Source organism: Halomonas gemina (genome assembly GCF_023554995.1).
GTDB lineage: Bacteria > Pseudomonadota > Gammaproteobacteria > Pseudomonadales > Halomonadaceae > Halomonas > Halomonas gemina.
Map to the genome: position 1 here is coordinate 307,120 of NZ_JAMJPK010000001.1, position 25,907 is coordinate 333,026.

Genomic DNA, 25,907 nt, shown 5'->3' on the forward strand with positions numbered 1-25,907 from the left:
TGCCGGGTCCGGTTTGCCAAGGGCAATCGGTTTCTCTTCATCCTAGAACCCTTGTGTTACCCAAGGGTCAATCGACGCCTTTCATGAGGGCGGCGGTGCCGATGAAGTGGCGAGAGGCGATCCACAGAATCAGCGGGGGGAGCACCAGCCACTGCAGCAGGGGCATGGGGCCGGTCCCCAGCCAGGGCAGGGTGGGCATCATCGGAGCGTAGCCCCAGCGCTGGGCAATGACGGTGGCGTGCCACTCCAGTCCCACCGTGATCATCAACCCTGTCAGCACGACGGCGACGCACTCCTTGTGCCCATAGCGCCGAAGTCAGTCACGGTGCCGCCGCCATAGCACTACTCCCCAATAGGCAGCCAAACCGATCACCGCATCGCCGGCCGCCGCTTGCATGCAGGCATTTACCGCGGCTCAGTGCGGCATCGAGGGCATGCCCAGGTACAGTGGCACCTGCAGGAATTCCCAGGGCACGTTCAGCAGAAACGTGAACAAGACCACATGCCACTCCGGCCACAAGAGCCATCGCCTCGGCCAGCGAACACGCGTCATGTCGCGTTCCTGCTCAACGACTCGCCTTCGTGGATATCAGTGACAGCTCCAGGGTTTCTGCCTGGCATTGTCCTTCACGTTCTGGTCGATGAAGCGGTAGTAGTCCTCCTTGATCCGGTTCCAGTGTCCCGGACTGATGTCGACGCCATGCCGGGCCAATATCGCCTCGATATCATCGATGCCCAACTTCTTGGCATCGTAGGCCAGGTGGAGCTTGCGGTGGCCAGGGTCGTAGGACACGCCGTCGAGGCCTGACAGCGTGTCGATCTCGCTCACCGCCGCCGAGATCTGCACTGCGGCGCCGGGCATTACCTTCAGCTTGCGAGTGACCAGGGACGCTTCCGAAACGCCGGGGCGATGATCGTGATGAGACATGGTCAACCTCCATTCTCGGCTAGTAGTTATTCAGTCATCGTCGCTGCGATCCTGCCTGCCACCGTGGTGGCGATGCAGGAAGAGGTGCAAGTGTGGCGGCGCTATCTGAATCCTGGCTGAACGGCGTAGCCGAGGCGGTTGACCCGGATCAATCCATGCGCCGATCGCCAGAGACGACGACGCCACCGGGTGGTGGCGTCGTGGGCGAGACGAGTCAGCGGGTCAGAACATCAGCCTGGCGCCGGCGACGACGCCGGTATCCTCGGTGGGGTCGCCATGATGGCGGGCGATGTCAGCGGTATCGCCATATTGCTTCTCCCAGTAAGTCCCGACGTAGGGGGCGAAGCGGCGGGTCACCTCGTAACCCAAACGCATGCCGACGCGCACCGAGTTGAGCCCCTCACCCACGCCAAACTCTTCAACCTCGCTGGCGGCCACGGCAATCTCGGTGCGCGGCTGCAAATAAAGGCGTTGCGTCAGGCGCAGGTCGTACTCGCCCTCGAAACTGGCCGAGACGTCGCCTTCGTCGCTGACCTGTAGCGCCACGTCGGTCTCGATGCCGTAGGGCATGACGCCCTGCAGGCCGATCACCCCGTAGCCGCGTTCGGCGTGGTCGTCGGAGAAGACGCCGCCCTGGTAGCCGACGCCGCCCTGAAGCTCCCAGAAGTCGGCGATGAGGCGGCTGTAGAGCAGCTCCAGCGATTCGAACTCGGCATCCTCGCCATCTCCCTGGACGTTCTCGCCCTCGGACTTCAGGTAGACTCGGTTGACGTCCCCGCCGAACCAGGCCTGGAAGTCCCAGACCAGCTCCTCGTGGCCCTTGTCGGGCGCGGCGTATTCGAGTCGGTCGAACAGCGCCATGGCCATGTTGTGCTCGGCCATGGGGGCGGGCCAGCCCTCCGGGGCATCATAGCCGTCCTGGGCCTGGGCGACGGAGAGCGTGGCCGTGGCCAGCAGGACACCGGCGGCGGTCAATGGGATTCTGTTATTCATGCCTTCTCCTTACGAAACCTTGACGACCCGGAACATGCCGGCATCCATGTGGTAGAGCAGGTGGCAGTGGAAGGCCCAGCTGCCCTCGGCGTCGGCGGTAATCAGCGCGGAGACACGCTCGCCGGGCTTGACGTTGAGGGTGTGCTTGCGGGGAATCAGCTCGCCCTGGCCGTTTTCCAGCTCCATCCACATGCCGTGGAGGTGAACAGGGTGCTCCATCATGGTGTCGTTGATCAGGATCAGGCGCAGGCGCTCGTCCTTCTCGAAGTGGATGGGGCCCGTTACCTCGCTGAACTTCTTGCCGTCGAACGACCACATGTAGCGTTCCATGTTGCCGGTGAGGTGAAGCTCCAGTTCACGCTGCGGCTCACGGCGGTCCGGCCAGGGGGTGAAGGCCTTGAGGTCGCGATAGACCAGCACCCGGCGCGCGTCAGAATCGATGCCGATACCGGCCTGGTTGTAGCGAGAGCCTGGCTGCGCCGCCCCTGCCGCCAGCATGCCATTGGCGTTCATCCTGTTCTGTTCACCTGACATGCCCCGCATGTTGGCGTGGTCCATTCCCTCCATGTCCGAGCCGTTCATGTCGGAATGATCCATGCCCTGCATGTTGCTGTGGTCCATGCCCTGCATGTCTGAGCCGCCCATCCCGGAGTGGTCCATGCCGCCCATGCCGTGGGCCCCCATGGCTTCCATGCCACGGTCGGCGATCTGGCGACGTTCAGGAATCTCCGCGGCCATGCCCTCGCGGGGAGCCAGGGTGGCCCGGGCGTAGCCGCTGCGATCCATGGCCTCGGCGAAGATGGTGTAGGCGGTGTCGTCCTCGGGGGTCACCAGGACGTCATAGGTCTCGGCCACGCCGATGCGAAACTCGTCGACAGGCACCGGCTGCACCGGCTGGCCATCTGCGGCTACCACGGTCATCTTGAGCCCCGGGATGCGCACGTCGAAGTAGGACATGGCCGAGCCGTTGATCACCCTCAGGCGAACCCGCTCCCCGGCCTTGAACAGTGCCGTCCAGTTCTCCTCGGGCGACTGGCCGTTGAGCAGGTAGGTGTAGGTACTTCCTGTGACGTCGGCGATATCGCGCGAGCTCATGCGCATCTTCGCCCACATGCCGCGCATCTCGGCGGTGGCGGCAAAGCCCTTCTCACGCACGTCGGCGAAGTAGTCGGCGATGGTGCGCTCCTGAAAGTTGTAGTAGCCCTCGGCGGTCTTGAGGTTGCGAAACACCGACATCGGATCCTCATAGGTCCAGTCGGTGAGCAGCAGCACATTTTCGCGGTCGTAGCGAAAGGGCTCACGCTCGGCGGCATCGATGATCAGCGGGCCGGCATGGCCAAGCTGCTCCTGGAGGCCGGAGTGGCTGTGATACCAATAGGTACCGTTCTGGTGCACCGGAAACCGGTAGGTGAAGGTCTCGCCCGGGGCGATGCCGGGGAAGCTCACCCCTGGCACGCCGTCCATCTCGGGCGGCAGGATCAGGCCATGCCAGTGGATGGACGTGGGCTCATCGAGCAGGTTGGTGACCTTAAGCACCGCATTCTGGCCTTCCTTGAGGCGGATCATCGGCCCAGGACTGGTACCGTTGATACTGATTGGCCGCGCTTCCTTACCGTCGATCAGGATCGACTCCCGGCGGATGGCCAGCGACACCTCGGGGCCCTCTTCGACTCCCTTGGAATAGACATTGGTCTGGCCCCAAGGGTTGGCCCAGGCAGGGCGCAGGCCAAGGGCGGCTGCCGAGCCGATGCCCAATGCGGCCCCACCCTTGAGCAACTGTCGTCGCGACAGTGGATGCGTAGTGACGCTGGAACGTGCCATGTGTGACTCCCGTCGATGTCTGAATGCGGCAGCATGACGGGGCAAGCTGAATCACGCCTGAAAATGCCAGGTTACGGCGCTTCCTTTGCGAAGGGCACGTGAATCTCCACGCTCAGGCCGCCCAAGGGGCTGCGCCCGAACTGGACCTTCCCGGCATAGCGTTTCAAGAGCTGGGTCAGGATCGAAAGGCCCAATCCATAGCCGGAACGTGACTCGTCCAGGCGCCACCCTCGCTCACCAAGACGGGCGAGATCATCATCTGCCACTCCGGGGCCGTCATCCTCGACCCGCAGGCTAAGGCCATCCTCCAGGGCTATCTCGCAGTGAACCTCCTCGGTCGCCCATTTGCCGGCGTTGTCCAGCACGATACCGATCATCTCCGAGAGGTCCTGCGACTCGATGGGGATGCAGTGGCCAGTGCCCTCAGACATCTCCAAGATGAAACGCTTGTTCGGGTAAAGGGTGCAGAACATCTCGATCAGTCGGTGGGCTTCCCGACAGGGATCGGCAAGGCGTCCGGCATTGGGACCCGCGATGCGCGAGCGGCGAAGCTCGACATCGAGCTGAGCGTGAATGTCCTCCAGGCGCTCCACCAGACGTTGGCGACGCGAGGCATCGATAGGGCGAGAGCCGCGCAGCACCTGAATGACCGCCGCCAGGGGCGTTTTCAAGGCGTGAGAGAGGTTGGCGACCGAATCCCGGGAGCGTTGCAGGCGGCCATCGATCTCGTCCATGAAGCGGTTGAGTTGGCCGACCAGACTGTCGAGCTCCGAGGGGATGTCCAGAGAGAGACGATCGCGCTCACCGGCTCGCAGCTCACTGAGCTGGTCGCGCAGCCGTGATAGCGGCACCATGCCGCGGCTGACAGCCAGCAGGTTGAGCACCACCAGCAATAGCAGCAGGCTGGCGGCGATGCCACCGACCCACCAGTGCAGACGATGGAGGCCGGCCTCCACCTGGGAGAAATCCTCCCCGATCAGCAGTACCCCCTGTTCGTTGTCGAGGGTGAAGGGCTGGCGAAAGACCAGCAGATGCTGACCTGCCTCGCGCACCTCGACCAGCGATTCGTCACTGTCCAGCAGTGACAGCAGCGCCTCCTGCCAGCGTGGATGAGAGGCCGAGACCTCATCGCCCAGACGCAGCACATAGAGGTGATGGAAAATCTCGAAACCGCGGCTGGCAGAATCCAGGACTCGGGCGGTGGCCAGGTGGTCGCGGCGCAGTTGCTCGATGGCGTGATTGGCCTCGCGCTCAAGCCGTTCCCCCAGGAAGTCCCGAGCCAGGTCGTTGAGCAAGATGCCGTGAAGTAGCCAGGTCAACCCGGTGACTAGCAGGGCGATTCCCGACAGCCACGCCAGCAATCGGATGCGCAGGCTGCGACGATCAATCCGCAACGAAGACATAGCCCTGGCCGCGACGGGTCTGGATGCTCGACTTGCCCAAGTAGCGGCGGAGCCGCGCGATGTAGACCTCGATGAGGTTGGGCGCCGCGGCATCCTGCGCCAGGGCGTAGAGCTGGTTGAGGAGGTGCTCCTTGGAGAGCACCCGCCCCGGATGATGCATGAAGTAGCGCAGCAGCACGAACTCGGTTCCCGTCAGGGGGTGCCAGGAGCCATCGGCCACCCGGACGCATTGGTTGGCCTCGTCCAAGGAAACGCCCCCCAGCGTGAGCTCACCGGAGAGTCGCCCCGACTTGCGGCGCAGCAGCGCCTTGACCCGGGCGATGAGCTCGGCTTCATGGAAGGGTTTGGTCAAGTAGTCATCCGCGCCGCCTTCAAGCCCGACGACCTTGTCTTCCCAGGTATCCCGAGCCGTCAGGATCAGCACTGGCAGGTCCCGGCCTGATTGGCGCCACCGCTTGAGCAGGTCGAGACCTGAGCCATCGGGAAGGCCCAAGTCCATGATCGCCAGCGCGTAGGTCTCGGTGCCCGTGAACGCCTCGGCTGCTCTCAGGGACGTGGCCAGGTCGACCCGGTAACCGTTGTCCTTGAGGGATTCGGCGAGACTCTCGGCCAGCAAGTCGTCATCTTCGAGCAGCAAGAGTTTCATGCGTCAGGCTCACCCGCCCAGGTTGATCTCCCCGAACATCCCGGATTCGTAATGGCCCGGGATGTTGCAGGCATAGACGAGCGTATCCACGTCAGCGGGAGCGGTCCAGATCAGCTCCGTGGTTTCGCCAGGCGCCAGGGTAATGGACGGCATCTGGCTGCCATGCGCGCCTTCCGCCATGTCATGCCCGCCGTGACCATCGTGCCCATCGCCATGACTATTTCCCATCGCCTGCATCATCTCTCGATGCTCTTCCTGCGCCTCGGCATCGCCGATCACGAACTCGTGTTGCAGGTTGCCGGTATTGGCGACCTCGAAGCGTACGGTCTCTCCGGCGGTGATGCTGAGTTCCTCGCGGTCGAACCACATGTCGCCGGCTTCGATCTGAATGGTGCGGTCGACCTCGGCCTCAGGCGTGGCCGAGTGCGAGCCGCCATGCTCACCGGCGGCAAGGGCGGAAGCGGTAGCCAGGCTAAGCGCCATGGCCAACAGTGACTTGTGCATCATGGAACCTCTTGGATCGTATCAGGTGAACCCTGGTTATACCGCAGGAACCTGAAATGAGACTGAACTCGAAACCCCTTGACCCTTGGGTTACGCGTAGATTTAGGGTCCCGGGTAATTAATCATCCCGGACTCGTCAGCTTTCGGTGTTCCTTTTCTATTCCATTTCGGCGGGGTTTTTACACCAATCCCTTGCAGTGCGGCCTGCCGAGTCAGAGATCTAGTGGGATGTGCCTCAGGATGTCGCCCATCACCTCGGCGAGCAGGATCTCGCTGTCGACCAGGGTGCCATCGGAATCGAAGAGCAGGCAAAGCGGTGGGGTCATGCAGGCCTCCGGGCGGTCTCGTTGACCAGGTTGATGGGGTGCTCGCCCCTGAGTGCCAGAAGGAGGTTGTCCACGGCGCGCTGGGCCATGGCGGTACGTGTCTCATGGGTCGCCGAGCCGATGTGCGGCAGGGCCACCACGTTGGTCATGTGCGGTAGCGGCGACTCCGGCGACAGCGGCTCCTGCTCGAAGACGTCCAGGCCGGCGGCGCGGATGCGGCCCATCTCCAGCGCCTCGATGAGCGCCGCCTCGTTGACGACCTTGCCGCGGGCGATGTTGACGAAGATCGCCGACGGCTTCATCAGGGCAAACTCTCGCTCGCCGATCAGGTGCTCGGTCTCGGCGGTGAGGGGCACGGTGACGCACACGAAGTCAGACTCTTCGAGCAGCTCGTCGAGTTCGCGGCGCTCGGCGCCCAGCTCGGCTTCCAGGAGCGGCTTGGGTGAGGCCATGGCATAGCGCACCTTCATGCCGAAGCCCAGGGCCCCGCGCCGGGCCACGGCGGCGCCTATACGCCCGAAGCCGATTAGCCCCAAGGTCTTGCCGTGCACGTCGCTGCCGAAGTGCTCGGGACCGATCCCGGCTTGCCAGTCACCGCGCTTGACCATTTCGGCAAGCTCCACGGCGCGCCGGGCGGCGGCCATGATCAGCAGGAAGCCGGTGTCGGCGGTGGTCTCGGTGAGCACGTCCGGGGTGTTGCACAGCAGGATGCCGCGACGGGTGAGCGCCTCGACGGGGTAGTTGTCGTAGCCCACCGAGATGGTGGCGATGGCTTCGAGCTTGGGCGCGGCGTCGAGCAGCTCGGGCGTGATGGCCAGGCTGGCGCCGATCAGCCCGTGGGCGTCGGATAGCGCGGCCCGGAAGGCAGGGTCGTCGGCGGAAGCCAGGCCGGGAAAGGCCTGGACCTCGAAGTCCTGGCCAAGCTGGGCCAGCTGGTCGTCGTTCAGGCGGCCATAGGCCAGGATGCGCTTCTTCATGGTTCAGGCTCCTTTGAGGCGAAGGGCGGGGTGTCTATTGGGCCGGCAGCTCGGCTTCAAGCGCCGTGAGACGGGCGCGACCGGGTAGCCCCTCCATGTCGCCCACCACCTGCACCGCCAGCGAACCGATCAGGTTACCGCGGCGGACCGCTTCTCGGGGCGAGCGGCCATCGAGCAGGGCGCTGACCACGCCCACCGCGAAGCCGTCGCCGGCCCCTACCGTATCCACCACCTCGGCCACTGCAAAGCCCGGCAGGGTAAAGCTTTCCTGCCGGCCCCCCAGGATGCCGCGATAGAAGCTGCCCTCGGGTCCCAGCTTGATGATGACGGCGTGGGCACCGCGCTCCAGGTAGAAGTCGGCGATGGCCTCGGGGCTGTCCCGGCCGGTGAGCCGGCGTCCCTCGGCCAGGCCGGGCAGCACCCAGTCGCTATGGGTGGCCAGTTCGTTCAGGGTGTCGCGCATCTCGGTCTCGCTCGGCCACAGGCTGGGGCGCAGATTGGGGTCGAAGGAAACACTGGCGCCGGCTTCGCGGGCTTGGGTGAGCATATATCGCGACAGCGCCCGGGCACTGGGCGAGAGCGCGGGCGGGATGCCGGTGGCGTGCAGGTGGCGCAAGGCCGGGAAGTCGACGGCCTCCGCATCGGCGGGGGCCAGGTGGCTGGCGGCGCTGCCGCGACGGAAGTAGGTGACCCTGGGATCGACCCCCGCCAGCGCGCGCTCCTTGAACAGCAGGCCGGTGGGGTGGTCGGGGTCACTGCTCAGATGCCGGCAGTCCAGTCCCTCGGCCTCCAGGGTGCGACGAATGAAGGTGCCGAAGCCGTCGTCGCCGACCCGGCTCAACCAGCCGACGTGAAAGCCCAGGCGGGCCAGGCCGATGGCGACGTTGGTGTCGGCACCGGCGATGCGACGCTGAAAGTGTTCGACCTCGGCCAACTCGCCCGGGCTCTCGGCAACGAACATGGCCATGGCCTCGCCGAAGGTGAGGAGCTCGGGGGCGTGAGAAACATGGGCGGGCATGGAGTACCTCGCAGTCAGTTGACTAGTGGCTGGCGTGTCATTGCCGGGAGCTGAGACTAGCTCATGGCGGCGGACGTCGGGTCGAACCGCGGATAGGAGGGTTTGATCTGGATGAGTGGGGAGGGCCAGTAGTCGCCGCCTCCGTATTCGCTGTCCAGGAAGGCGTTGATGTCATCCGCCTTGGGCTGGATGAAAGAGCGAGTGAAGTCGCGGTAATCCCCGGCCAGCTTGTCCCTGAACTCGAAAACGTCCATGTGCCCCCCCCCCCCCCACGGATCTGCGTGTTGCTGCGACAGACTGCCAGCTTCTTGTGGCTGGCTATTGCCTGGCCTTGGAGCTTAGCACCCTAAGTCTACCAAGGAGGAGACGAGTACAGTGGAGACGTTTCGGTTTTGTCAGTAGGTTGGGTGAAGTGGTCGGGGGCAGACACAGAGCTGGCGACGGGGAGATGATACTGGGGGCGAGCGACTGGATGGGTAGGTGAGGGTGCTCAGCGTTGCTGGCTGTTTCCGACGCGTGTCACCTATATGTCACCAAACGGCGGGCGCAACGAAAAACGGCCACCTGCTCTGTGAGCTAAGTGGCCGTTTTTACTGTATTTTTTTGGTCGGAGCGACAGGATTCGAACCTGCGACCTTTGCAACCCCATTGCAACGCGCTACCAAGCTGCGCCACGCTCCGATGATGTTTTCGGGTTAGTAGGCCGTCGGCCCTTGTCCCGAGAACGAGGCGTATACTAGCGCGTCGCGGGGCAAATGAAAAGTCCCTTTTGCGCTTCCGTATCAATTGCTTGGCCGGTTGTCGCGGCGAGGTCCCGAATTCCGCCGCTTCTGTCACACTGTCTGCAACCAGAAGCTGCTCCCCGGGGAGCAGCGAGAGGAGGGCGGAGATGCCGTTGATCATGGGAATGAGCATGCTGCTGGCCTGCCAGTTTGCCGGCGAGCTGGTGGCGCGGGGACTCACGCTGCCGATCCCGGGGCCGGTGATCGGCATGGTGATCCTGCTGGGAGCGTTGATGATCCGCGGCAAGGTACCGTCGAGCCTGCGCCTGACCGGGGAGGGACTGCTGCGCTACCTGACGCTGCTGTTCGTGCCTGCCGGGGTGGGTCTGATGGTGCACTTCGAGTTGATTGGTGCCGACCTCTGGCCGATCGCGGTGACTCTGGTGGCATCCACGGCGGTGACCCTGGCCGTGACGGCCTGGGTGCTGGAGCGTCTGCAACAAGGCCATGCCCGGCGCAATGATCGACCGAGGGGCAGGGCATGAACGTTGCCACCCTCGACCAGCTGTGGGTCTATCTCTCGGGCAATCCGCTGCTCTCGCTGCTGGCGACCCTGCTGGCCTTTGCCCTGGCGGTGCGGATCAACCGCGCCGTGGGCGGTACCCCGCTGTTGCACCCGGTCACGCTCTCCATCTTCATGCTGATCACCCTGCTGCTGGTGGTGGACATGGACTACCGCACCTACTTCGAGGGGGCCCAGTTCATCCACTTCCTTCTGGGGCCGGCCACGGTGGCCCTGGCCATCCCTCTTTATGACCATCGTGAGCGGGTGCGTCGCCTGCTTTGGCCGCTGCTGCTGGCCTGCGGGGCGGGAATCGTCACGGCGGTGGCGTCCACCCTGGGGTTGGCCATGCTGCTCGGGGCGCGCACCGAGACGCTGCTGTCACTGGCACCGCGCTCGGTCACCTCGCCGATCGCCATGGGCATCGCCGAGCAGATCGGCGGCATTCCCTCGCTGGCTGCCGGCCTGGTGCTGTTGACCGGCTCGATCGGCTGCGCCCTGGGGCCCTGGATCTTTCGCCTACTGCGGATCAAGGACCCGGTGGTACAGGGCTTCACGCTGGGGCTGGCAGCCCATGGCTTCGGTACCGCCCACGCCTTCGCTCGGCTGGGCGCCGTGGCCGGTGCCTTCTCCGGCCTGGCAATGGGGCTGACGGGCCTGCTGACCGCCTTCCTGCTGCCGCTGATGACCCGGCTCTTCGGATTCGGCTGAGGCAGGTGTCAAGGGGGTTGCAGCAGGGCTACAGGATAATCACCTGCCAAGATCGTCTGACCGATCCATGACTTAGCGAAAGAGGTGGTCGATGCCCAGGGTGCGCGGATCCACAGGGCGACTCGGCTGCTCAAGGAGTTCCGTCAGCGCCTCGGGGAAGAGATCTGCTGACGTCTCATCTCATTTCATCACGTGGCGTCGGCCGCGCCACCAATGGTGTGGCACGACAGGGAGCTTCCTGCCGTGCCGTCCACCTCCCTGAACGCTTCGTAGCGTCCCAGCGCATCGCGCCCGGTTGGCATCGGGAATCGCTCAGATCTCTTCCCAGAGACGCTTTCGGAAGTCATGGGTGAGCTCTGCCGCCTTCTGCATCCTTTCCATCTGGGCTTCGGTGACCTCCTTGATAAGCTGCTGGTAACGCTCCTGCATCTCGGCAGGCGTCTGTGGGGTCTCGCCATCGAAGGACTGGGCAATCTTCTGGCCGCTCTCGGCGAGAGCCTGGAGAAACTGGGCCTCGAACTGCATGGTCTCGGCCATGCTCTGCATCCAGGCCAGCTGCATGCGCGCCATCGGCGTAGTGCCCTGAGTGAACTGTTGCTGCCACCACTCCATCATCGGCTGGGCCGCGGCCAGGGCGGGGTTGGCCGTGGTGTCTTTGGACTTGGTCATTGTCGATCTCCTTCGAGTCCCTGGCGGGATGTTGGGTCAGGTTTGGCTCTCGTCTTGAGTATAGAAGATGAATGCGGTCTTGTGCGTTGCAGCGAAAATGGGCCGTCGCCTGGGTTGCCCGGCGTGGAATGCGTCCACGGGTCGATCCCGGAAGCTTGGTCTAGGGTGGATGGAAGCCCGACGCCAATGCACGGAGGAGAGACGGGATGTGGCAAGCGATCAAGTCAGTGCTGGCGGCCTTCCTGGGGGTGCAGAAGGATGCACGGCGGCGTGAGGATTTCGCCTCCAATCGCCCGGGTACCTTCATCGCAGCGGGCCTGCTCATGGGCGTGGTGTTCGTGGTGCTGGTGGCCCTCGTGGCGGTGCTGGCCGCCCGCTGAGCGCCCCTGCGTTGACGAGGCCGTTTACCTGCCGCTAGACGGCAGGCGTGACGTACTGTCGCACTCTTCTATACTGCTGCAAGCGCTCGCTAATACAACAATGACCCTGAGGAGGCGCCGATGCGCACGTCGCTCGTGTGGATGGCGGGGGGGCTGACCTCCGCAGCCTTGACCCCGACCGCGCTGGCCAGTGGCTGGAACATGCCGGTCGGCGTCACGGCACTCAGCCGTGACATCTACTCCCTGCACATGATCATCTTCTGGATCTGCGTGATCATCGGGGTCATCGTGTTCGGTGCGATGTTCTACTCGCTGTTTCGCTATCGCCATTCCCGTGGTGCCAAGGCGGCCACCTTCCATGAGCACACCAGCGTTGAAGTGATCTGGACGGCGATCCCGTTGCTGATCCTGGTAGGCATGGCGGTGCCCGCCACCGCTACCCTCAAGAACATGTACGACACCTCCGAGGCCGATCTCGACATCATGGTGACCGGGCAGCAGTGGCGCTGGCGCTACGAGTACCTGGGCGAGGAGGTCGCCTTCACCTCCAACCTGGGCACACCCCGCGAGCAGATCAGTGGTACCGACGAGAAAGGGGAGCACTACCTGCTCGAGGTGGACGAGCCGCTGGTGCTGCCGGTGGGACAGAAGGTCCGCCTGCTGCTGACCTCCGACGACGTCATCCACTCCTGGTGGGTGCCCGACCTGGCGGTCAAGCAGGACGCCATTCCCGGCTTCGTCAACGAGAACTGGGTGCGTATCGAGGAGCCCGGCATCTATCGCGGCCAGTGCGCGGAACTGTGCGGCAAGGACCACGCCTTCATGCCGGTGGTGGTCGAGGCCGTCGAGCAGGAGCGCTTCGAGGAGTGGCTGGCCGAGCGCAAGGAGGCCGCCGCCCAGGAGGCCCAGGGCGTCGATCGCGAGTGGGGCATGGACGAGCTGATGGAGCGAGGCGAACAGGTCTACGGCTCGGTGTGTGCCTCCTGCCACCAGCCGGACGGTCAGGGCAACCCGCCGGCCTTCCCGGCGCTGGCCGGCAACCAGCAGATGCTCGATGACCGCGACTGGCACGTCGATACCGTGGTCAACGGCGTGTCGGGTGCGGCGATGCCGGCCTTCCGTAGCACGCTGAACCCGGTGGAGATTGCCGCCGTGGTCACCTTTGAGCGCAATGCCTGGGGCAACGAGTCCGGCGACAGCGTGCAACCGTCGGAAATCGCCGAGCTGCTCGAAAAAGACGAGTAGCCGACGGCTTTCCGTTTCTCTACCGCGACGTCACAGGGAGATTTCCGATGGCTTCGACACTGCCCCCCAAGCCGACCCCCGAGCACAGCACGGCCACCGCCGGTGGCATGGCCGAGGTCGGCCATGCCCGGCCCCGCGGGCTGATGCGCTGGCTGCTGACCACCAACCACAAGGAGATCGGCAGCCTCTACCTGATCTTCTCGCTGAGCATGTTCTTCATCGGCGGGATCTTCGCCCTGGTGGTGCGGGCCGAGCTGTTCCAGCCCGGCCTGCAGCTGGTGCAGCCCGAGTTCTTCAACCAGATGACCACCATGCACGGACTGATCATGGTGTTCGGTGCGATCATGCCGGCCTTCGTGGGCCTGGCGAACTGGATGGTGCCGTTGCAGATCGGCGCCCCGGACATGGCGCTGCCGCGCCTGAACAACTTCAGCTTCTGGCTGCTGCCGGTGGCCTTCGCCCTGCTGCTCAGCACCCTACTTATGCCGGGCGGCGGGCCCAACTTCGGCTGGACCTTCTACGCGCCGCTCTCTACCACCTACGCGCCGCCGTCCACCACCTTCTTCATCCTCTCGCTGCATATCGCCGGTATCAGTTCGATCCTCGGTGCCATCAACATCATCGCCACCATCCTCAACCTGCGCGCCCCGGGGATGCGCATGATGGACATGCCGCTGTTTGTCTGGACCTGGCTGATCACCGCCTTCCTGCTGATCGCGGTGATGCCGGTGCTGGCCGGGGTGATCACCATGATGCTGATGGACATCAACTTCGGCACCAGCTTCTTCAACGCGGCCGGCGGCGGTGACCCGGTGCTGTTCCAGCACCTGTTCTGGTTCTTCGGGCATCCCGAGGTCTACATCATGATCCTGCCGGCCTTCGGCATCGTCTCGGCGATCATCCCGACCTTCTCCCGCAAGCGGTTGTTTGGCTATGCCTCCATGGTCTATGCCACGGCGGCCATCGCCATCCTCTCCTTCCTGGTCTGGGCCCACCACATGTTCGTGGTGGGGCTGCCGCTGGTGGCCGAGCTGTTCTTCATGTACACCACCATGCTGATCGCGGTGCCCACCGGGGTGAAGGTCTTCAACTGGGTGGCGACGATGTTCCGCGGCTCCATCAGCTTCGAGCCTCCGATGCTGTTCGCCCTGGCCTTCGTGGTGCAGTTCACGGTTGGCGGCTTTTCGGGGCTGATGCTGGCCATCTCGCCGGCCGACTTCCAGTATCACGACACCTACTTCGTGGTGGCGCACTTCCACTATGTGCTGGTGCCCGGTGCGCTCTTCGCGATCCTGGCCGGCGCCTACTACTGGCTGCCCAAGTGGACCGGTCACTACCCACACCTGCGGCTGTCCCAGTGGCACTTCTGGCTGTCGGTGATCGGCGTCAACCTGACCTTCTTCCCGATGCACTTCTCGGGGCTCGCCGGCATGCCGCGACGCATCCCCGACTATGCCCTTCAGTTCGCCGACTTCAATGTGGCCTCGAGCCTGGGCGCCTTCCTGTTCGGTGCCTCCCAGCTGCTCTTCGTGCTGGTGATCATCAAGTGCGTGCGCGGCGGCGAGAAGGCTCCGGCCAAGGCCTGGGAGGGCGCCGAGGACCTGGAGTGGAGCGTTCCTAGCCCGGCTCCGCTGCACACCTTCGAGACGCCCCCGGACTTCCATCCCCATCGGCACTGAGTGGCGTCGGCAGCGACGCGGGAGGCAGGCATGTCCAGACAAGAACAGCAGGCAAGGGGCCGGGAAGGGGTGCGACGGACGGTGAGTCGCACGCTGGTGGTGCTGGCCGGCATGTTCGCCTTCGCCTTCGCCCTGGTACCGCTCTACGACGTCTTCTGCGAGGTCACCGGCCTCAACGGCAAGACCAGCAACAGTGCCCAGATGCTGGTGCACGAGGAGGTGGACACCTCGCGGATGGTGACCGTGCAGTTCATCACCCGGGCGAGCGCCGGCTTGCCCTGGGAGCTCGACGTTCAGACGCGTCAGGTCCGGGTTCATCCGGGGCAGAGCAACGAGGTGTTCTTCACCTTCCGCAACCGGGGGGGAGATGCCAGCCAGGCCAGGGCGGTACCCAGCGTCTCGCCTTCGGAGGCCTCGGTGCACCTGCGCAAGCTCAGCTGCTTCTGCTTCCAGGAGCAGCGCCTGGAGGGCGGTGAGCGCCTGGAGGCGCCGCTGGTCTTCCAGCTGACCCGGGACCTGCCGGCCGACATCAAGACGGTGACCCTGGTCTACACCCTCTATCCCGTGCAGCCGGCGCAGGCAGCGGTGTCGCCCCGCAGGCCGAGAAAAGAAGGAGACAGCGCATGAGTGGTGGCAGCTACTATGTTCCCGAGTCCAGCAAGTGGCCCATCCTGGCGTCGCTGGCGCTGGGGGCGATGATGATCGGTACCGGCACGGTGCTGGTGCATGGTACGGCTGGCATGCCGGTCATGGCGCTCGGCCTGGTCGGCGTGCTGGCGGTAATGGCGCTGTGGTTCCGTGATGTCGTCCTCGAGTCGCGGGGCGGGCTCTACGACGACCAGATGGACCGCTCCTTCCGCTGGGGGATGGGCTGGTTCATCTTCTCGGAGGTGATGTTCTTCGCCGCCTTCTTCGGCGCGCTCTTCTACGTGCGGACCTTTGCGTTGCCATGGCTCGACGGCGAGGGCGCCAAGGGGGTGGCGGCGCTGCTGTGGCCGGATTTCACCGCCAGCTGGCCGCTGCTCAATCCGCCTGACGCTTCCATCGAGGGGCCGACGGAGACCTTCAGCCCCTGGCACCTGCCGCTGGTCAATACCCTGATCCTGGTCTCCTCCAGCATTACCCTGACCATCGCCCACGAGGGCATCAAGGAAGGCTTCCGCGACAGCGCCCGCTTCTGGCTCTCGGTGACCGTGCTGCTGGGGCTGTGCTTCATCATCATCCAGGGGGTGGAGTACTACGAGGCCTATGCCCATTACGGCATCACCCTGCAGGCGGGCATCTATGGCGCCACCTTCTTCCTGCTCACCGGCTTCCACGGGCTGCACGTGATCATCGGCACCATCATCCTGGCGGTGATGCTGTGGCGAGTGTTCCGCGGGCACTTCACGGCCGACGACCACTTCGGCTTCGAGGCGGCGGCCTGGTACTGGCACTTCGTCGACGTGGTATGGATCGGGCTGTTCATCTTCGTCTATGTGTTTTGAAACCCGGTGTGTTCTTAAACACCGGGGCGGCCGGATCGTGATCAGCCGCCGAGGTCGCCGAGATAGAAACCGTAGCCGAGCAGGGCGAGCAGGGTGGCGGCCAGGGCCACGCGGACCTTCAGGGAGACCAGCACGCGCCGTGAGTGGCTGCCGTCCCGGATCAGGAAACCGGCACCCACGGCCAGGCTCGTGACCATGGCCAGAAAGACAAGGGCAATCAATATCTTGAGTAACATTCACGGCTCCAGGAAAGGGTCAACGTCCGGCGCGCATGGCGGGCCTTCGGCGATGCGTCGGGTGGGCTGGTGGGGGTTCTGGTCCTGCCTGGTGGTGCTGGGCCTCGCACTGGGACTATGGCAGTGGGAGCGTGCCGCCGACAAGCGCGACTACCTGGCTCGCCTGGCGGACGCACCGCGAATCGAGGCGCCGGCAGAGGCGCCGCCGACCGGTTCGCAGCTGGTGCTGCAGGGCGAATACCTCGCCGAGCAGACCCTGTTCCTCGACAACCGCACCCATGAGGGGCGCCTGGGGGTGGCCCCCCTGACGCCATTTCGCGACGTCAACGGACGGATCTGGCTGGTCCAGCGTGGCTTCCTGGCGACCGGCCCCAGTCGAGCGGCTCCCTCGGTGGAGACGCCCGGCGGCGTGGTCACCCTGGAAGGCCGCTGGCAGCCGGAGGGCGAGTCAGCACCGCTGTTCGGCCCCAATCGGGAGGGGGCTCGCCTGCAGCGCATCGACCTCTCGGCCTGGGAGCTGGAGCCGGCATTCGCGCACCCCGGCTGGCTGCACCTCGAGCAGGGGCCGGGCCATCTCGAGTCCTGGTGGCAGCCCAGCGTGGTGCCGCCGGAGCGTCACCTGGGCTACGCCCTGCAGTGGTGGGGGCTGGCCCTGGCCGCCCTGGTGATCATGCTGGTGGGGGCGCGACGCCAGGCACGCCACCCCGAACTGAAGTCCCTACCGCCCAAGGAGATGCCTCGATGACTCACGCCGGACGTCAGCGCCTCAAGCTGTTGGCCTTCTTCGCGATCTTCGCCCTGCCGGTGGCCGTGGCCTGGGGCATGGTGGAGTGGCGGATCGGGATTCCCGAGAGCCGCACCGCCCATGGCGAGCTGCAACCCTCGCTCCCTGTCCTTTCACAGTGGCCGTTGACGGCGGTGGAGAAGGACGGAGAGAGCGACTGGCTGCTGGCCTTCGATTGCCCCGAGGCATGTGACGCCAATGCCGATCGCTGGTGGCGCCTGCATCGCGCCCTGGGCCGCGACGCCGCCCGGGTCAGTCGCCTGCGCATCGGCGGGGGCGGCGAACCCCTTCCCGGTGCGGCCCTGGCGCAGTGGACGACCGAGGTCGACTGGCGCACCCCCCATCGCCTCTGGATCCTCGATCCCGAGGGGCGGCCCGTGCTCGGCTATGCCCCGGAGGTCGACACCGCCGACGTGTTGGATGACCTGCGCCGCCTGCTGCGCATGAATCCCGAGCCACCCATGGCGCGTTACGACCATGCCTCGAGCGTGGTGGGGGGTGATGGCGATGACGAGTAGCGCCTTGGCCTGCGGCGAGGAGAGTCGCCGCCGTTGGCTGGTGGGGCTGAGCCTGGCAGGGGTCGTCTTCACCGCCGTGGTGGTGCTGGTGGGGGCCTGGACGCGGCTGGTGGATGCCGGCCTGGGGTGTCCCGACTGGCCGGGCTGCTACGGGGCCCTGGTGGTGCCGGACGCAGATCGCGCCCTGGCGCACTCTCCGGAGGTGCCGCTGGAGTCCGCCAAGGCCTGGGTGGAGATGGTGCACCGCTACCTGGCCTCGACCCTGGGGCTGGTGGTCATCGCCCTGGTGGTGCTCGGCGCGCGCTGGCGTCGTGAGGCCGGGTATCCCTGGGCTATCAGCCTGGCGCTGCTGGCAGTGATCCTGCTGCAGGGCGCCTTCGGGGCCTTTACGGTGACCCTCAAGCTATGGCCCCAGGTGGTGACGCTGCACCTGCTGGGAGGCCTGACGGTGATGGTGCTGTTCCTGTGGCTGCATCTGCGGCTGCGTCGGTTCACGAGCGGCGTGGGCAGGGTGATGCCGACGCGTCGCCTGACGCCACTGTGGGGGCTGGCCGTGATCTTGCTGGTGGGGCAGCTGGCGCTGGGCGGCTGGACCTCGAGCAACTACGCGGGGATCGCCTGCCAGGGCTTCCCCACCTGCAACGGCCAGTGGTGGCCGGCGATGGACTGGAGCGAGGGCTTCCACCTGACCCAGACGGTGGGCCCCAACTACCTGCATGGCCTGCTGCATGCCGAGGCGCGCAGTGCCATCCAGGTCGGGCATCGCCTCGGCGCCCTGGCCCTGGGCCTGAGCCTGCTGCTGCTCGGCATGCGCCACTTGCGGTCAGCGGGGATGCGTCCCTGGCTGGCGTTGCTGGGCGGGACCTATGGCATTCAGGTGGTGATCGGCATCGCCAACGTGCTGGCCTGGCTGCCGCTGTGGCTGGCCCTGCTGCACACCGCCGGCGCGGTGCTGCTGGTGGTGGCCATGACGTTGGCGCTGTGGCATTGGCGCTGGTCGACGCTGCCGGTGGCTTTAAGGCCACCGGGCCCCCGGGATACTGCAACGAAGGAGGAGTTGGCTCATGTCTGAAGTCATGATGGAGCGTGGGACGGTCGGCCATCTCGCCGGCTGGGGCTGGCGAGACCTCTACACGCTGTGCAAGCCCCGGGTCGTGGCGGTGATGCTGGTCTGCACCCTGGTCGGAATGCTGCTGGCGGCGCCGCTGCCGGACCCCGGGGCCGTGGTCTTCGGCTTGATCGGCATCGGCCTGGCCGCTGGTGGGGCCGCGGCCTTCAACCACGTTGTCGACCGTCGCCTGGATGCGCTGATGCTGCGCACCGCCCGCCGGCCGCTGGCCACCCAGCGCATGCCGACGCCGCTGGCCCTGGCCTGGGCGACCCTGCTCTCGACCTGCGGCATCGGGCTGCTGGCCTGGCAGGTCAACCTGCTGACGGCCTGGCTGACCCTGGGGTCGCTGATCGGCTATGCCCTTATCTACACCGCCTTCCTCAAGCATGCCACACCGCAGAACATCGTCATCGGCGGGGTGGCGGGGGCCGCACCGCCGCTGCTGGGCTGGACGGCGGTCACCGGGCAGCTGGGCCCCGAGCCGCTGCTGTTGATGCTGATCATCTTCGCCTGGACGCCGCCGCACTTCTGGGCGCTGGCGATCCACAAGCGCGACGAATACGCCCGTGCCGGGGTGCCGATGCTGCCGGTCACCCATGGCGAGGCCTTCACCCGGCTGCAGGTGTGGCTGTATGGCTGGCTGACCGTGGCGGTGACCCTGCTTCCCTTCACCATCGGCATGAGCGGGGGGCTCTACCTGGTGGGGGTGATGGCGCTCAACCTGCGCTTCATGGTGTGGAACTGGCGGGTCTGGCGCGGCCATGACCCCCAGGCCCCCCTGGCGGCCTTCTGGTTCTCCATCCGCTACATCCTGGGCGTCTTCGGCGTGCTGCTGCTGGACCACTACGGCGCCGCCTGGATGATGGCCGCCTGAGGCCTGGCCGGGCGGCTGATCGTCAGCCCTCCATGCAACGAGCCCGGCCATCTGGCCGGGCTCGTTGCTTCATGGTCATCGTCGGATCACCAGAGCGTGATGATCAGGAAGTAGGCCATCAGGGTCACCAGCACCGTGCTGATCAGGTTGAGCACGAAGCCGGCACGGATCATCGACTGGATCTTCATGTGGCCGGTGGCGAAGACGATCGCGTTGGGAGGCGTGGCCACCGGCATCATGAAGGCGCAGCTGGCGGCAATGGCGGCCGGCACCGTGATCAGCAGCGGCGAGATGTCCAGCGACAGGGCCAGGGCCCCGAGCAGCGGCAGGAAGGCGGCGGCGGTAGCGGTATTGGAGGTCACCTCGGTGAGGAAGATGATCACCAGCACCACCACACCGACCATCGCCAGCAGCGGGAAGGTGCCGAACACGCCGAGTTGCTGGGCGATCCACTCCGCCAGGCCCGAGCGACTGATGGAGCCGGCCAGGGCCAGGCCACCACCGAACAGCAGCAGGATGCCCCAGGGCAGCTCGCGCGCCGATTCCCAGTCCATCAGGCGCACGCCGGGCTCGCGGCCGGCCGGTACCAGGAAGAGTGCGATGCCGGCGATGATGGCGATGCCCGTGTCGGAGAGCCAGTCGAGACCCGCGTCATTGAGCAGCGGACGCAGTATCCAGGCCACCGCGGCGAGCACGAAGACGATGCCCACGCGTCGCTCGGCGGGGCTGGTCCGCCCGAGCTTGGCCAGCTCATCGCGGACCATGCCGGCACTGTCCTCGCCGGCGTCCAGGGCGAAGCCGCTTCGGGTCAGCCACCACCAGGCGCTGACCATCATGGCGACACTGATCGGCAGGCCGATCATCATCCACTGGGCGAAACCGATGTCGATGCCGCGGTCCTCGGCCAGGTAGCCGGCCAGCAGAGCATTGGGCGGCGTGCCGATCAGGGTGGCCACACCGCCGATGCTGGCGGAATAGGCGATGGCCAGCAGCAGCGCCGTGGCGTAGCGGCGCAGTTCTTCCGGGTCGCTGTCGTCCAGCAGGCTGACCACCGACATGCCGATGGGCAGCATCATGATGGCCGTGGCCGTGTTGGACACCCACATGCTGAGAAAGCCCGTGGCCAGCATGAAGCCGCCGATCTGCTGGCGAGGCTTGTGGCCGACCACTCGCAGCACGTGAAGGGCGATGCGCTTGTGCAGATTCCAGCGCTGCATGGCGATGCCGAGCAGGAAGCCGCCGAGGAACAGGTAGATGATCGGGTTGGCGTAGCTGGCGGCCGTCTCGCTCATGCCGCCGATTCCCAGCGCCGGCACCAGGGCCAGCGGCAGCAGCGAGGTGGCGGGGATCGGGATCGCTTCGGTGGACCACCAGGTGGCCATCAGCAGGGCGAGGCCCACGCAGGCCCAGGCCGGCTCGGCCATGCCGGCTGGAGCGGGGAGTAACAGGGTCATCAGCACCCAGAGCGGGCCCAGCCACAGGCCGATGCGTGCGGACAGGGGAGGTGCCGAGGGCTTGCCATGAGAGTCGTCGGTGGGGGACATCATCGCTCCTTGCCGGGGTGGGAGGGGACGAGATAAAACGTAAGATGCACGCGTCTTGCAGGGCAATGTGTCCGGCCGAGTTTCTTCAGTTCGGTCACAACCAGCACTGCTGTTAAGATGGAAAGTTACATTTATCGTGTATAATCTTTGTACATGTCATGAACCGACTGGGATACGCCCATGACCAATACCCTGGCACTGATGCTTCTCGGCCTGGCCCTGGCCACCATCGCCGGCCTAGGGGCCTACGCCTATACCCTCTGGAAGGAGGTGCAGCGGCGCAAGGCCTTCCGCGAGGAGGAACTCCAGCGCGCCCATCGCAACTGCCTGGAGAATCTCGAGATGGTGGCCTCGGCGCTGGTGCAGGAGCAGGTCGATATCACCGAGGGTAGCTGGCGCTGCAAGGTGCTGCTGGAGATCCTCGACCAGAAGCTGACCGAGCGCCCCGACTTCCAGGCCTTCGACGAGGTGCATCGCCGCACCCGCCACCTGCATACCCACTCCGCCCGCCAGGCGCTCAGTCCCCGCGACCGATTCCGTGAGGATCGCGAGCGCCTGGCCGTGGAAGAGGAGTTCAGGGAGCCCGTGCTCAAGGCGGCAGCGGCGGTGGTGGAATTTCGCCGCGGCTGGCCGGGTAGCCTGCACTGATCGCCTCGCCACAGCCTGCGCAGGACCGAGTCGCTCCAGTTGCGTGTGGTAACGCACCATCCTTTCATTGCAACCATCCAGGGTCTGCTGCAAGCTTGGCAAGTCTCGTAGATGGCTGATATGTGGCTGGAGGCCACGGCCATCGGAGGACCGCACTGGCCGAGACAGCATTTACGTGCTTTCTTTGTAAGTGCGGAAAGCGGGTCGGGGACCGCTTTCCTCGGGTCATTCCTCGGAACCCCGGGCGATCAAGGCATTGGCCTGTCGTGCCGGGATGATGTCAAGAAGAAGGAGTCTTACATGAAAAAATCCACGACTGGCTTGTTGCTCGGTTCCGCGCTGGTGGTCGGCCTGTCCGGCTGTGCCAGCTCTGCTTCCCAATCCAGCACGGCGTCTGGCGCCTCTGCTGATTCCTGGTACCAGCATCCCTTCGTCTGCGGCCTGGCCGGCGGCCTGATCGGCGGCGGCATTGGCTATGCTTCCAGCGGCGAGTCCGACGAGGACCAGGGGGCTGCCATCGGCACCACTGCCGGTGCCACCATCGGTGCCATGCTGTGTGCGGACACTTCACCGGCACCTGCCCAGCCGGCGCCCCGCGATACCGACGGTGACGGCGTGATCGATGCCGATGACCAGTGCCCGGGAACCCCGGCCGGCGTGGCCGTGGATGCCGTGGGTTGCCCGCTGGACTCCGACAACGACGGCGTGCCGGACTACCAGGATCAGTGCCCGGGAACCCCGGCCGGTGCCGAGGTCAATGCCCTGGGCTGCGAAGAGGACCTGGTGCTGCGTGACGTCAACTTCGAGTTCGACTCCGCGACCCTGACCATGGGTGCCGAGCAGATCCTTGCCGACGTCGCAGAGAAGCTGCGCGCCAACGAGAACGTCCGCGTGCGCATCGAGGGTCACACTGACTCCGTGGGCAGCGCTGCCTACAATCAGCAGCTGTCCCAGGAGCGCGCCGACTCCGTGGCCGACTACCTGGCCAGCCAGGGCGTCGCGCGTGACCGCATGCAGACCACCGGTTACGGTGAGTCCCAGCCGGTGGCCACCAACGATACCGATGCGGGTCGTGCCGAGAACCGTCGTGTGGAACTGGGCGAGTGGGAGTGATCCTGCCCTGACCCCTTCCATCGTCCCGGGCGTGTCCCGGGGCCGACGGCAGAACGAGAGAAGGCGCCTTAGGGCGCCTTCTCTCGTGTCAGGCGGCATGCACCGCCATGGCGCCGCAGGGTGCGCTTCTGCTAGGCTAGGCGTCGTTTTTTCCACGACCATTCTGCTGGCGACACGTGATCCCTGGTATGGATCACCACTGCGCACAAGGAACCCTTCATGCCCATCGTGACCCTGCCCGACGGCAGTCAGAGATCCTTCGACGCCCCCCTCACCGTGATGCAACTGGCCGAAAGCATCGGCCCCGGCCTCGCCAAGGCCTGCGTGGCCGGCAAGATCGATGGTGTCCAGGTGGACGCTGCCGATGTCATCGACCGCGACGCCGAGGTGGCGATCCTCACCGCCCGCGACCCGGAAGGCCTGGAGGTCATTCGCCACTCCTGCGCCCACCTCATCGGCCACGCCGTCAAGCAGCTCTATCCCGAGGCCAAGATGGCCATCGGCCCGGTGATCGAGGACGGCTTTTACTATGACGTCGACTTCGGGCGTTCGGTGACGCCCGATGACCTCGAGACGATCGAGGCGCGAATGAAGGCGCTGATCGACCATGAGTACGACGTGGTGCGCGAGTACGTCGACCGGGACAAGGCGATGCTGACCTTCCTGCATCGCGAGGAACCCTACAAGCAGGAGATCGTGCGCGAGATTCCCGAGGGGGAGACCATCCGTCTCTACCACCACGAGGAGTACGTGGACATGTGCCGGGGCCCGCACGTCCCCAATACCCGGCATCTGAAGGCCTTCAAGCTGACCAAGCTGGCCGGTGCCTACTGGCGCGGCAACGCCGAGAACCCGATGCTGACGCGCATCTACGGCACGGCCTGGCCCGACAAGAAGCAGCTCAAGGCCTACCTCACGCGGCTCGAGGAGGCCGAGAAGCGCGACCATCGCAAGCTGGCCAAGCGGATGGACCTCTTCCACCTCCAGGAGGAGGCACCTGGCATGGTCTTCTGGCATCCCAATGGCTGGACCATCTACCAGGCCCTGGAACAGTACATGCGCCGGGTACAGGTCGAGAACGGCTACCAGGAGATCAAGACGCCGCAGATCGTCGACCTCTCGCTGTGGAAGGCTTCCGGTCACTGGGGACACTACAGTGACATGATGTTCACCACCGAGTCGGAGAAGCGCGACTACGCGGTCAAACCGATGAACTGTCCGTGCCACGTGCAGGTGTTCAACCAGGGGCTGAAGAGCTACCGTGACCTGCCACTGCGTCTGGCCGAGTTCGGCAGTTGCCACCGCAACGAGCCCTCTGGCGCGCTGCACGGCCTGATGCGGGTGCGCGGCTTCACCCAGGACGATGCGCATATCTTCTGCACCGAGGGCCAGATCCAGGCCGAGGCCGAGGCCTTCATCGCCCTGACCATGAAGGTCTACCGTGAGCTGGGCTTCGATGACGTGGAGCTCAAGCTCTCCACGCGACCCGAAGACGACTTCCTGGGGGAACCGGAGCTCTGGGACCGCGCCGAGGCCGGTCTCGAGGCCGCGCTCGACGCCACCGGGCTCGAATGGGAGCTGCAGCCGGGGGAGGGGGCCTTCTACGGGCCCAAGATCGAGTTCTCGCTGCGTGACTGCCTCAACCGGGTCTGGCAGTGCGGCACCCTGCAGCTCGACTTCAACCTGCCGGGGCGGCTGGGGGCCCAGTTCGTCGACGAAGACGGCGTGCGCAAGACGCCGGTGATGCTGCACCGGGCGATCCTGGGCTCCTTCGAGCGCTTCCTGGGGATTCTCATCGAGCACTATGCCGGGGCCATGCCACTCTGGCTGGCACCGCAGCAGGTGGTGGTCATGACCATCACCGATGCGCAGCGCGACCATGCCGTGTCGCTGGTGGAGCGTTTGCAGAAAGTCGGCCTGCGCGTCAAGTCGGACTTGAGGAACGAGAAGATCGGCTTTAAAATCCGCGAGCATACGTTGCAGAAGGTCCCCTATCTCCTAGTGGTGGGAGATAAGGAAGTCGAGTCCGACTCGGTGGCCGTGCGTACGCGCAGTGGCGAGAATCTTGGTACGATGGGGGTGGATGCCTTCATCGACCGTGTTCGGGCCGAGCGGCAATAGCGACATCTTCCCAAGCTGAAGTGGAGACGGAACCATCAAGCGAAGCAACCCAAGAGGGCGCGTTCAAGACAAGCGCCCCCCCATGAACGAGCGGATTACCGAGGATCAGGTTCGCCTGATCGACAGCGACGGCGAGCAGCTGGGCGTAGTGCCCACCGGCGAGGCGCTGGAGCGAGCCGAAGCGGCCGGCATGGACCTCGTGCAGATTTCCAACGCCGATCCGATCGTCTGCAAGATCATGGATTACGGCAAGTTCGTCTTCGAGCAGAAGAAGCAGAAGTCTGCCCAGAAGAAGAAGACGAAGCAGATTCAGGTCAAGGAAGTGAAATTCCGGCCTGGCACCGACGAGGGTGACTATCAGGTCAAGATGAAGAACCTGATCCGTTTCCTCGAAGGTGGCGACAAGGGCAAGGTCACGCTGCGCTTCCGCGGTCGCGAGATGGCGCACCAGGACATCGGTCGCAAGCTGATGGAGCGGATCGCCGCCGATCTCGAGGAGATTGGTACCGTGGAGTCCTTCCCCAAGATGGAAGGGCGCCAGATGATCATGATCATTGCCCCCAAGAAGAAGCAGTAAGCAGCAGAGAAGAAGTGATCCGATGGCCAGTCCAACGGGTGGAAGGCGACAGGTCCTTCCGTCGGCCACGGGTTTTCTGAAGAAACCTCGAGCGGAGTTAACCTCATGCCGAAAATCAAGAGCAACAGCGGCGCTGCCAAGCGCTTCAAGAAGACGGCCAACGGCTTCAAGCACAAGCAGTCGTTTCGCAGCCACATCCTGACCAAGAAGTCCACCAAGCGGAAGCGTCAGCTGCGTGGGATGAAGCAGATCCACGACGCCGACAAACAGCTCGTGCAGCGCATGCTGCCGAATCTGTAACGCCCCGGGT

At 65.2% G+C, this 25,907-nt stretch carries 29 protein-coding genes, 1 tRNA gene and 1 pseudogene; 16 read left to right on the forward strand and 15 right to left on the reverse strand.

Translation table 11 applies throughout. The annotated features are described in order from the left end of the window. Window positions 1–67 precede the first annotated feature (67 nt). From M8009_RS01515 to M8009_RS01570, 12 genes and pseudogenes are all read right to left on the reverse strand, one after another. Window positions 68–280, reverse strand: coding sequence for a hypothetical protein (locus M8009_RS01515; RefSeq protein ID WP_250059004.1), 213 nt, complete (start codon window positions 278–280; stop codon window positions 68–70). A 309-nt stretch (window positions 281–589) separates the two neighbouring features. Next, window positions 590–928 carry a cation transporter gene (locus M8009_RS01520; protein ID WP_250059005.1) on the reverse strand — a complete coding sequence of 113 codons (339 nt, stop codon included), beginning with the start codon at window positions 926–928 and terminating at the stop codon, window positions 590–592. A 222-nt stretch (window positions 929–1,150) separates the two neighbouring features. Then, window positions 1,151–1,921 (reverse strand): copper resistance protein B, encoded by a 771-nt coding sequence (locus M8009_RS01525; RefSeq protein WP_250059006.1) that lies wholly within the window; start codon window positions 1,919–1,921, stop codon window positions 1,151–1,153. 9 nt (window positions 1,922–1,930) lie between these two features. Next, complete coding sequence (locus M8009_RS01530) at window positions 1,931–3,742, reverse strand: copper resistance system multicopper oxidase (protein ID WP_250059007.1); 1,812 nt, start codon at window positions 3,740–3,742, stop codon at window positions 1,931–1,933. A 71-nt stretch (window positions 3,743–3,813) separates the two neighbouring features. After that, window positions 3,814–5,145 carry a sensor histidine kinase gene (locus tag M8009_RS01535; RefSeq protein ID WP_250059008.1) on the reverse strand — a complete coding sequence of 444 codons (1,332 nt, stop codon included), beginning with the start codon at window positions 5,143–5,145 and terminating at the stop codon, window positions 3,814–3,816. Further along, entirely contained in the window at window positions 5,126–5,791 is a 666-nt protein-coding gene (locus M8009_RS01540) for a response regulator transcription factor (RefSeq protein WP_250059009.1), read from the reverse strand. The genes M8009_RS01535 and M8009_RS01540 overlap by 20 nt, the downstream gene beginning before the upstream one ends. A gap of 9 nt (window positions 5,792–5,800) precedes the next feature. Then, a complete protein-coding gene (locus M8009_RS01545; RefSeq protein WP_250059010.1) occupies window positions 5,801–6,298 on the reverse strand; it encodes a cupredoxin domain-containing protein in 498 nt (165 codons plus the stop codon). A 233-nt stretch (window positions 6,299–6,531) separates the two neighbouring features. Then, window positions 6,532–6,621: pseudogene (locus M8009_RS01550) on the reverse strand (haloacid dehalogenase); the annotation flags it as partial. Further along, a complete protein-coding gene (locus tag M8009_RS01555) occupies window positions 6,618–7,598 on the reverse strand; it encodes a 2-hydroxyacid dehydrogenase (protein ID WP_250059011.1) in 981 nt (326 codons plus the stop codon). The gene M8009_RS01555 and the pseudogene M8009_RS01550, both read right to left, overlap by 4 nt. A gap of 34 nt (window positions 7,599–7,632) precedes the next feature. Next, entirely contained in the window at window positions 7,633–8,616 is a 984-nt protein-coding gene (locus M8009_RS01560; protein WP_250059012.1) for a sugar kinase, read from the reverse strand. A gap of 56 nt (window positions 8,617–8,672) precedes the next feature. Then, complete coding sequence (locus M8009_RS01565) at window positions 8,673–8,870, reverse strand: hypothetical protein (RefSeq protein WP_250059013.1); 198 nt, start codon at window positions 8,868–8,870, stop codon at window positions 8,673–8,675. Window positions 8,871–9,220: 350 nt separating this feature from the next. Beyond that, window positions 9,221–9,297 (reverse strand) — tRNA-Pro (locus tag M8009_RS01570). 208 nt (window positions 9,298–9,505) lie between these two features. Here M8009_RS01570 and M8009_RS01575 point away from each other — a divergent pair. Next, window positions 9,506–9,883: a CidA/LrgA family protein gene (locus tag M8009_RS01575; protein WP_250059014.1), complete on the forward strand. Its 378-nt coding sequence runs from the start codon at window positions 9,506–9,508 to the stop codon at window positions 9,881–9,883. Next, window positions 9,880–10,611: an LrgB family protein gene (locus tag M8009_RS01580; protein ID WP_250059015.1), complete on the forward strand. Its 732-nt coding sequence runs from the start codon at window positions 9,880–9,882 to the stop codon at window positions 10,609–10,611. The genes M8009_RS01575 and M8009_RS01580 overlap by 4 nt, the downstream gene beginning before the upstream one ends. A 312-nt stretch (window positions 10,612–10,923) precedes the next feature. On the opposite strand, the gene M8009_RS01585 is transcribed toward M8009_RS01580, so the two are convergent. Then, entirely contained in the window at window positions 10,924–11,280 is a 357-nt protein-coding gene (locus M8009_RS01585) for a hypothetical protein (RefSeq protein WP_250059016.1), read from the reverse strand. A gap of 206 nt (window positions 11,281–11,486) precedes the next feature. Here M8009_RS01585 and M8009_RS01590 point away from each other — a divergent pair, with 206 nt between their 5' ends. The 5 genes from M8009_RS01590 to M8009_RS01610 all read left to right on the forward strand — a co-directional run bounded on the left by M8009_RS01590 (window position 11,487) and on the right by M8009_RS01610 (window position 16,071). Next, complete coding sequence (locus M8009_RS01590; RefSeq protein ID WP_106230980.1) at window positions 11,487–11,660, forward strand: DUF2970 domain-containing protein; 174 nt, start codon at window positions 11,487–11,489, stop codon at window positions 11,658–11,660. Between the two features lie 120 nt (window positions 11,661–11,780). Then, entirely contained in the window at window positions 11,781–12,905 is a 1,125-nt protein-coding gene (coxB, locus tag M8009_RS01595) for a cytochrome c oxidase subunit II (protein WP_250059017.1), read from the forward strand. A 47-nt stretch (window positions 12,906–12,952) separates the two neighbouring features. Beyond that, entirely contained in the window at window positions 12,953–14,584 is a 1,632-nt protein-coding gene (gene ctaD, locus M8009_RS01600) for a cytochrome c oxidase subunit I (RefSeq protein ID WP_250059018.1), read from the forward strand. Window positions 14,585–14,614: 30 nt separating this feature from the next. Next, window positions 14,615–15,211 carry a cytochrome c oxidase assembly protein gene (locus tag M8009_RS01605; protein ID WP_250059019.1) on the forward strand — a complete coding sequence of 199 codons (597 nt, stop codon included), beginning with the start codon at window positions 14,615–14,617 and terminating at the stop codon, window positions 15,209–15,211. Further along, window positions 15,208–16,071: a cytochrome c oxidase subunit 3 gene (locus M8009_RS01610; protein WP_250059020.1), complete on the forward strand. Its 864-nt coding sequence runs from the start codon at window positions 15,208–15,210 to the stop codon at window positions 16,069–16,071. Before M8009_RS01605 ends, M8009_RS01610 begins: the two co-directional genes overlap by 4 nt. Window positions 16,072–16,112: 41 nt before the next feature. On the opposite strand, the gene M8009_RS01615 is transcribed toward M8009_RS01610, so the two are convergent. Continuing rightward, window positions 16,113–16,307 carry a DUF2909 family protein gene (locus M8009_RS01615; RefSeq protein WP_250059021.1) on the reverse strand — a complete coding sequence of 65 codons (195 nt, stop codon included), beginning with the start codon at window positions 16,305–16,307 and terminating at the stop codon, window positions 16,113–16,115. 52 nt (window positions 16,308–16,359) lie between these two features. Between M8009_RS01615 and M8009_RS01620 the strand changes: the two genes are divergently transcribed. Genes M8009_RS01620 through M8009_RS01635 form a run of 4 tightly spaced genes read left to right on the forward strand, consistent with a single transcriptional unit; the run spans window position 16,360 to window position 19,594 of the window. After that, window positions 16,360–17,052: an SURF1 family protein gene (locus M8009_RS01620; protein WP_250059022.1), complete on the forward strand. Its 693-nt coding sequence runs from the start codon at window positions 16,360–16,362 to the stop codon at window positions 17,050–17,052. Then, complete coding sequence (locus M8009_RS01625; protein WP_250059023.1) at window positions 17,049–17,609, forward strand: hypothetical protein; 561 nt, start codon at window positions 17,049–17,051, stop codon at window positions 17,607–17,609. The genes M8009_RS01620 and M8009_RS01625 overlap by 4 nt, the downstream gene beginning before the upstream one ends. Further along, complete coding sequence (locus M8009_RS01630) at window positions 17,593–18,681, forward strand: COX15/CtaA family protein (protein ID WP_430886878.1); 1,089 nt, start codon at window positions 17,593–17,595, stop codon at window positions 18,679–18,681. Before M8009_RS01625 ends, M8009_RS01630 begins: the two co-directional genes overlap by 17 nt. Next, complete coding sequence (locus M8009_RS01635) at window positions 18,674–19,594, forward strand: heme o synthase (protein WP_250059024.1); 921 nt, start codon at window positions 18,674–18,676, stop codon at window positions 19,592–19,594. The genes M8009_RS01630 and M8009_RS01635 overlap by 8 nt, the downstream gene beginning before the upstream one ends. A gap of 86 nt (window positions 19,595–19,680) precedes the next feature. Here M8009_RS01635 and M8009_RS01640 read toward each other — a convergent pair whose 3' ends face one another. Then, the gene (locus tag M8009_RS01640; protein ID WP_430886879.1) at window positions 19,681–21,138 is read right to left on the reverse strand and encodes an SLC13 family permease; all 1,458 of its coding nucleotides are present in this window, start codon (window positions 21,136–21,138) and stop codon (window positions 19,681–19,683) included. Between the two features lie 180 nt (window positions 21,139–21,318). Here M8009_RS01640 and M8009_RS01645 point away from each other — a divergent pair, with 180 nt between their 5' ends. The 5 genes from M8009_RS01645 to rpmI all read left to right on the forward strand — a co-directional run bounded on the left by M8009_RS01645 (window position 21,319) and on the right by rpmI (window position 25,897). After that, the gene (locus tag M8009_RS01645) at window positions 21,319–21,786 is read left to right on the forward strand and encodes a DUF2489 domain-containing protein (RefSeq protein ID WP_250059026.1); all 468 of its coding nucleotides are present in this window, start codon (window positions 21,319–21,321) and stop codon (window positions 21,784–21,786) included. A 300-nt stretch (window positions 21,787–22,086) separates the two neighbouring features. Further along, window positions 22,087–22,899 carry an OmpA family protein gene (locus tag M8009_RS01650; protein WP_250059027.1) on the forward strand — a complete coding sequence of 271 codons (813 nt, stop codon included), beginning with the start codon at window positions 22,087–22,089 and terminating at the stop codon, window positions 22,897–22,899. A 219-nt stretch (window positions 22,900–23,118) separates the two neighbouring features. Beyond that, entirely contained in the window at window positions 23,119–25,020 is a 1,902-nt protein-coding gene (gene thrS / locus M8009_RS01655) for a threonine--tRNA ligase (protein WP_250059028.1), read from the forward strand. A 34-nt stretch (window positions 25,021–25,054) separates the two neighbouring features. Next, window positions 25,055–25,597 carry a translation initiation factor IF-3 gene (gene infC / locus M8009_RS01660; RefSeq protein ID WP_347709824.1) on the forward strand — a complete coding sequence of 181 codons (543 nt, stop codon included), beginning with the start codon at window positions 25,055–25,057 and terminating at the stop codon, window positions 25,595–25,597. A gap of 105 nt (window positions 25,598–25,702) precedes the next feature. Beyond that, window positions 25,703–25,897, forward strand: a complete 195-nt coding sequence (gene rpmI / locus M8009_RS01665) for a 50S ribosomal protein L35 (RefSeq protein WP_016854829.1) — start codon at window positions 25,703–25,705, stop codon at window positions 25,895–25,897. The last annotated feature ends 10 nt before the right edge of the window (window positions 25,898–25,907 follow it).